Annotated in this window: 8 protein-coding genes; 2 read left to right on the top strand and 6 right to left on the bottom strand. The window is 53.7% G+C overall.

The features are described from left to right. The 5 genes from ACXJ5O_RS15205 to ACXJ5O_RS15185 all read right to left on the bottom strand — a co-directional run. The coding region (locus tag ACXJ5O_RS15205; RefSeq protein ID WP_457300616.1) for a twin-arginine translocation signal domain-containing protein at positions 1 to 87 on the bottom strand (87 nt) is incomplete at its 3' end. Positions 88 to 168: 81 nt separating this feature from the next. After that, on the bottom strand, positions 169 to 840 hold the full coding sequence (locus ACXJ5O_RS15200) for a hypothetical protein (protein ID WP_457300615.1): 672 nt from the start codon (positions 838 to 840) through the stop codon (positions 169 to 171). Between the two features lie 78 nt (positions 841 to 918). Beyond that, on the bottom strand, positions 919 to 1,116 hold the full coding sequence (locus ACXJ5O_RS15195) for a hypothetical protein (RefSeq protein ID WP_457300614.1): 198 nt from the start codon (positions 1,114 to 1,116) through the stop codon (positions 919 to 921). A 32-nt stretch (positions 1,117 to 1,148) separates the two neighbouring features. Beyond that, on the bottom strand, positions 1,149 to 2,006 hold the full coding sequence (locus ACXJ5O_RS15190; RefSeq protein WP_457300613.1) for a phospholipase domain-containing protein: 858 nt from the start codon (positions 2,004 to 2,006) through the stop codon (positions 1,149 to 1,151). Between the two features lie 2 nt (positions 2,007 to 2,008). Then, positions 2,009 to 3,988, bottom strand: a complete 1,980-nt coding sequence (locus ACXJ5O_RS15185) for an alkaline phosphatase family protein (protein ID WP_457300612.1) — start codon at positions 3,986 to 3,988, stop codon at positions 2,009 to 2,011. Between the two features lie 292 nt (positions 3,989 to 4,280). On the opposite strand from ACXJ5O_RS15185, the gene ACXJ5O_RS15180 reads away from it, so the two are divergent. Together ACXJ5O_RS15180 and ACXJ5O_RS15175 are read left to right on the top strand one after the other, a co-directional pair. Further along, entirely contained in the window at positions 4,281 to 4,619 is a 339-nt protein-coding gene (locus ACXJ5O_RS15180) for a hypothetical protein (RefSeq protein ID WP_457300611.1), read from the top strand. 223 nt (positions 4,620 to 4,842) lie between these two features. Further along, entirely contained in the window at positions 4,843 to 6,237 is a 1,395-nt protein-coding gene (locus ACXJ5O_RS15175) for an aminotransferase (RefSeq protein WP_457300610.1), read from the top strand. Between the two features lie 55 nt (positions 6,238 to 6,292). On the opposite strand, the gene ACXJ5O_RS15170 is transcribed toward ACXJ5O_RS15175, so the two are convergent. After that, the coding region (locus ACXJ5O_RS15170; RefSeq protein WP_457300609.1) for a DUF5110 domain-containing protein at positions 6,293 to 6,904 on the bottom strand (612 nt) is incomplete at its 5' end.

Below are 6,904 nucleotides of genomic sequence, written 5' to 3'. Positions count from 1 at the left end.
CTCCTGCATATAGGCAGAACAAGCCGCATAGGCTGTGGCGCTTGTGCCGGCAATGCCAAGCATCTTGATGAAATCGCGTCTATCCATAATTGGGTCCGTAAAAAATCGTTAAAATACAAATAGTTAATCAGAGCCCAGCCAATAGCCGAGCACTTCCAGATGAAAGGGTTATTTGCAGGCTTTCTCCACAAGCTTGGTCAGCGCGTCGTTTAGCCTGTTGCGTTCGGCAATGGCTGCGGCCAAGTCGCGCTTGGCATCATCCCGGTCTTTTACGGCGGCATCCCGCTCCCGCTTTGCGTCGTCGAGGTCCTTTTTGGCTGCCTCCTCCGCGGCTTCGGCTATTCTCACCTTGTCCGTCGCCGCCTCCAGTTCTTTCACATATGCGCTCTTGCCATCCGCGCCTATCTTGCCGGTCTTGACTGCTTCCTCATAGTCTTTCTGCGCTTTCGTCAGGTCGTCTTTTGCCTTTGCCAATGCATCGCTGGTATTCTTGTGATCACGTTCCTTGTCGGCGTATGCATTGTCCTTCAAAGCGGCAATCTTATCCTTTTCTTGTCCCGCATCGATCGATTGCTCCAGCTTGACCAGTGTGAAATCGAGCGCTGTTTTTAACGCCGTGCGCTCGTCCTCGCCGGTTACAATCGTGGTATTGGCATTGCTAAGTTGACCCGCCAGCTCTTGATTTTTCTTGGTCAGTTCATCTTTGGCATTGTTTGCCTGTTCAAGCTCCGCCGTCACCGCATCGAACGTCGATTTGGCAACCTTGTCCGAATTCGAGTCCGATCCATTACATGCGGAGAGCAGGATCAACGGAAATGCCAACAATAAATTCTTTTTCAAAATGAATACTCCAAAGTAAAATTTTTGAACGTTAAAAGATCAATATTTGAATATGTTACCGCATAGCCCGATTTCAGGCTAAGCGCCCGCCCAATCGTAAATCCGTTTTGTCACATCGTATGGAATGCCTATGGCAGGATCAGTCTTGCTGATCCTGCCGTTTTCAAGATGTCCGGCATAGCGGCGAAGATAGCCGGTGGTCGTTTCCGCTGACGCCACGATAGCGTTGTCGCTGTCGATAAAAGAGACATCGTACCAACCATTCTCGGTTGGCAAAGCAAGTTTGATTGCGCCGCTACTTAAATAAGTTATCTGCCGGTATAGGCAGAGACTGCCTTTATGCTGCCATTGGCTGTCGGCCACTTATCGAACACGAACTCGACCGTCTCGCCGCCGTCAGTCGAGCGTATATCGATCACCTCCGGAAGTCGCTGCTCCGTCCGGTTCGTGTCGCCCCGGAACTCACTCAGATAGCCATTCGGTGCATGCACGGCGAATTCATATTTGCCGCCGCGATCGCCAAGGCTATATGCGTCAACGACTTCCACTGGCTTGCCGTCCTTGCCCGCCTTCGTCAAGGCATAAAACCAGGCGCCTCGATCCTTGTCATAGGCATGATAGGAATAGACGTTGAGCGCAACGCCAATGCTGCCCCTGTTCTTGAAGGTCAGTTGCAGCCTGTCGGGTTTGCCAGCTTTTTCGACGACAGAACCAAACACATTGAAATCATAACCAAGCGGCAAGAGTTCTATCTGCGTGCGGTCCTGCTTCAGCCGTGTTTCCTTGGCCAGGTCAGCGGCGATATCGGTTCCCTTCCCCTTATACGTTGGCAGAGCCTTCATCAGGGCCGCTTGATCGGCCTTGGTCCGGTAAGCCGGAATAGATTTTGCCGCCGCAACCGCCGCATCGATCCTGGTCTTGCCCTGGCTGGCGACAGTGTCGAGCCTGCGTGTAAAATCGAAGGCGCTGGTCATGTCGCCGCAAATGGCTCTACGCCAGGATGAGATGTTCTCGAACGTCGAGCCGGCCGGTTGCTTTCCCCTGGCCGCAAGCCATGTGTCGAGGAAGCGCAATGTCGAGGTATGGTCGAAGAGTTCGGAGCAGACGCGCCCGCCGACAGTCCATGGCGATATGATAAGGCAAGGCACACGGCAGCCAAGACCCATGGTCAATTGATCCTTGGGCTCGGCCGGATAGCGTGCATACTCTGCTGTGACAAGGACCTGCGCCAGTTTCGTCGCATGTTCTGCATTGAAGCCGTTCGCTGAGTCTCGATGCCATCGGAGACCTTGCCAACGTCGTGTACCGAAGGCAGCGGCGGCAAAGGCGGCGGCACATGATCGAAGAAACCGTCATTTTCATCGTAATTGATGATGAAGACGGTCTTCTTCCACACTTCCGGATTGGCCGCGAGAGCTTTCAATATCTGGTTAACGTAATATTCGCCGAAATGCGGCGAGATACCGCTTGGATGTTCACAGAAGGCTTGGGGCGCGGCGATCCAGGAAACGGCGGGCAGCGTACCCTCAGCGATATCCTTTTCCAGTTGTGAGGGGACGTCGGCATCAGTGCGCAATATCGTGTTGACGATCAGCGCATGCTTGGCGATTTCACTGCCGGCAACTTTATATTGCTTGAAATCCTCCAGCAGATTGTCGCCGAAATTGCCAAGAAATAAGTCTTCTCCCAGGCCATCCTGATAGCATTTCCAGCTTACACCCAGGTTCTGCAACGTCTCCGGATAGGTTTTCCAGTCGGGCACGGTTTTGCCGCCGCTGAAAAACAAATTGTTGGTCCAGCCATTTGCCGTGCCCGAATAAAAATGGGTGCGATTGGAGTCCGTCCCCGTATGGGAAGAACAATGATATTCGTCGCAAATGGTGAAGGCGTCCACAAGCTTGTGGTAGAATGAAAGGTCCTTGGCGACGTCGAGATGCGCCATCGCCTCCTCGCCTTTTGTCAGCATCCATTGATCGTTCCAGCCATGATTGATGGCATCCCGCTGATCGTCATAGGCATGCGGCAGCCCGAATGATTTATATTCACCGGCTGAATCGGTACCGCGTTGCACCTGGAACGGTTTGATGTGACCCTCGCCTTTAAGCGAGGCAACAAGCTTCGGATACTGGGCCTTGATGTCCTCGGGAATATACTTGGTAATGTCGGCAGGCAGCAGGGAAAGGAGGAGTGCGGGGTTCTGCGGCAACATACCAACGGCCGGTGACGCCGCGAACTGCTGCGACAGTCCCTGCAACCAATAGAAAAGTTCCGCCAGGTTTGGCAGGCCCTTGCCAAGCGAAGGCAAGATCGCAACTGCACTTGGCCACGAGGCCTTCAATTCATCGATCTTGATAAGAGAGGCGACAAGACCCACAAGGATTGCAACAACCTGTTGCGCCGGCATCCCTTCCATCATCCCTTTGATCATATCGGGCTTGAGGAAACCGCCCTCTGGCAGGGCCTTTCCGATCAGATCCAGCACCTCCTTGTTGTCGAACAGAGACATAACTCCATTCTTCACTATATCGGCAAACGTCGGATCGATATCCTCAGGCTTCAAAACCACGAGGCCGTCTTTTAGTTTCTCCAGTAACTCCGGAATGGTATTGCCGGCCATCTCCGGCGGCAGCAGGCTGTCCCAGTCGCTGCGCAGCACACGCAGGAGAAAACCGTTGGGCATGGTATCGATCAACGGTGTCACCGTCGGCGCCGCCGTCGGGAACATCGTATCAATCTGCTCCTTGAGGAGCCGCTTGAGCTGTGCCGGCTCGAATGGTGCGACGAAAGCTTCGATCATATCCCAGCTAACGTTGTTGAACGAATAGCTGAATGACGAAAGGAGCGGTGCTCTTGGCTGATCGAACACCGATACACCACTCTTGAGCCGCAAGGGCCGCGGATCGCCGAAGCCGCGCACGCCGCGCAAAGTCCCGTAATAATGATCGAAGGAGCGGTTCTCCTGCATCAGGAGAATGACGTGTTCAACGTCCTTGAGCGAGCCGCTTTGACAATGCGCTGCAGTGCTCAGCAATTCATTGATGCTGGTCGATTGCGCCAGTGCCTCACGCATATAGGATGAGCAGGCGGCATACGCAGTAGCGCTGGTGCCGGCAAGACCCAGCATCTTGATAAAATCGCGACGTTCCATTGAAATCTTGTCCTTAACTTAAACAATTGATTTTATTAATTAATTTAGATAAAAAACATTTCTGCCGTACTGTCGGCATATCAGATGTCGCATTCCCATATCGGGATTGCATGAAACTTCGATGACATTTTCGGGTCGTCCCCACCTGCATTTAAGCCGTTTACACTTTATGAGTGGATCGGGTGTCACAGTACTGACATGATCACCGTCCTGATTTGGACAATCGTTTCGGGAAAGCAGAGGGCGGAATGCAAACCGCATTTCAAACATGAAGATAACGAGGCCGGACAATATGCCTGAGGCTGGCAAAGCGGTTTCGCTTGAGGTTGTGGAAATCGAGCTTGCGCTCGGTGCCCAGGACATCGTCGCCGACGGTTTTGAGGGCGCCTTGCGCAAAGCCGCAGATCTCGTCGGCGGCGAAGTGATCTTCAATATCAGAGCACCGGAAAACAGCGACCAGCAGCGGATCGCTGCCATCTCCGTGTCGGACGGTACGACCGACCAGACGGTGTTCGTGATGCTCGGCAACGACGGAACGAGTTTGACCGTGACCACGGATCAGCCCGAGACCGCACCGCAGAGCAAACTCGGGATGGAATTTGCCGCTCTCCTCAAACGTTTTCGGACTTAGAGCGACGCTTGCCTATTCCGGCAAAGCTTTTGCGCAACAATACACGAAAATGACACAAGACCTGGCGATTCCTATGCATGAATAGTCGATTCCGGAATGCTTTTCTGCACCCTGCGTTGAAATTTTGGTTAGCAAGGTTGCAGTCAGCTTTCTTGACGCCCCGCTTTGCACTTTCAACCGAGTCTGGCTAAGGTCGCAAATCTTTCAAAACCGGAGTTTCCCAATGGCGAATGGCCATCCCCTTACCAATGTCCAGCAGCGCGATATCAACGCGGTTTTGCACCCCTATACTCCCCTCCACAAGCTTGCAGAAACCGGGCCTCTGGTCATGGGGCATGGCAAAGGCGTCTATCTTTACGACACACAAGGCAAGGAATATATCGAGGGCATGTCGGGCCTGTGGTGTGCGGGTCTCGGCTTCGGCGACGAAGAGATGATCGAGGCTGCCAATGAGCAGATGCGCACCCTGCCCTATTACCATCTCTTCGGTGGCAAGGGTATGGAGCCAGCTATCGAACTTGCTGAAAAGCTTAAGGAAATCGCGCCTGTGCCGATTTCGAAGGTGTTCTATACATCGTCCGGCTCCGAGGCAAACGACACGCAGGTCAAGCTTGCATGGTACTATAACAATGCCCTTGGCCGGCCGGAAAAGAAGAAGATCATCTCCCGCGTCAAGGCCTATCATGGCGTCACGGTCATGGCCGCATCTTTGACCGGGCTGCCCGGGAACCACAAGGGCTGGGACTTGCCCGTGGACCGCGTGCTGCATACGGATTGCCCGCATTATTATCGCTTCGGTCAGGAGGGCGAAAGCGAGGCAGAGTTTGTGGCGCGACTTGCCAAGTCATTGAAAGATATGATTGAACGCGAAGGGCCGGAGACGATTGCCGCCTTTATCGCCGAACCTGTCATGGGTGCTGGCGGCGTCATTGTTCCGCCGTCCGGCTACTTCGCCGCCATCGAACCGATCTTGCGCGAGCATGATATTCTGATCATCGCCGACGAAGTGATCAACGGTTTCGGCCGTACCGGCAACTGGTGGGGGAGCCAGAGCGTCGGTATGACACCGACGACCATATCCGTCGCCAAGCAGTTGACCGCAGCCTATGCGCCACTCGGTGCCGTGCTCGTTCCCGAGGACGTCTACCAGGCCTATGTCGACCACAGCGCCCAGCTCGGCAGTTTCGGCCATGGCTTCACCTATGGCGGTCATCCGGTCGGGTGCGCGCTCGGCGTGAAGGCGATCGAAATTTACCAGCGCCGGAATATTGTCGAGTATGTTCGCGGCTTGACCCCTACCTTTGAAGCCCGCCTTGTCAAAATCAAAGATCATCCGCTCGTGGGCGAGGTTCGTTCTTGCGGACTTGTTGGAGCGGTAGAGATGGTTGCTGACAAGGCCACGAAACGCTCCTTCGATCCGGCGCACGGCGTTGGATCAAATCTTGCGAAGTTCCTTGAACGACATGGCGCCATACTTCGCGCGCTTGGCGACACGATCGCCTTCTGCCCGCCGATGATCATCACCGGGGACGAGCTCAACGAACTCTTCAATCGCTTCGAATTGGCGTTGGCCGACACCGAGGCTTACGTGTCGAAGAACGGGCTGCGGGCGCTATGATTTCAATTGGTTAAGATATGAAAGGGCAGTCAGAAACTGCCCTTTCATAATTTTATCATTGGGTGGTCAGCGTAACGCTTTGCTTTGCCTGAGCTTTCATCCGAACGTACGTCACAGGAATATTGCCATGAGCCGCGTCCAGTCCCGAATACCAGCCTTCGCCGGCTAGAGTTTCAAAGTTTGGTTCCTGATTGAGCTTCACTCCGTTCATCTCGACGCTTGCGGCAATTGGACCATGGATCTTCACAGTATAATATTCGAGCTCCGGTTTAAAACCACCCTCTGGTGCAGCCGTTTCGAATAGAACCGTTTTGCCAGTCCGTTGCACGGACAAGTTCTGCAGGAAATATACACCCTTTTCGTAATCATAGGTTTTGCCGTCATCATCATAATACTCGAACGACGTGCGCTTGGTGTCCGGGAACACTTCCACATCCAGTTTTTTGAGCGGCTTTTCTCCAATATATTGCACATCTTCGCTCATCATCGGGATAATTGCGCCTTGGCGGATGAAGAGCGGTATATCTTTCTCCCAACTTCCTGTTTTGAAGTTGATCGACTCGCCACCTTGTTGCGCCGTTCCAGAATTCCACTCGGTCCAGTTGCCCGCAGGCAGGYAGATATTCTTGTTTTGCTGACCCTGCTCTACGACTGGAGAGGCCAATAG

This window comes from Phyllobacterium sp. P5_D12 (assembly GCF_054049495.1).
Note: the sequence above shows the minus strand (reverse complement) of the source record. Positions and strands in the feature narration are given on the sequence as shown.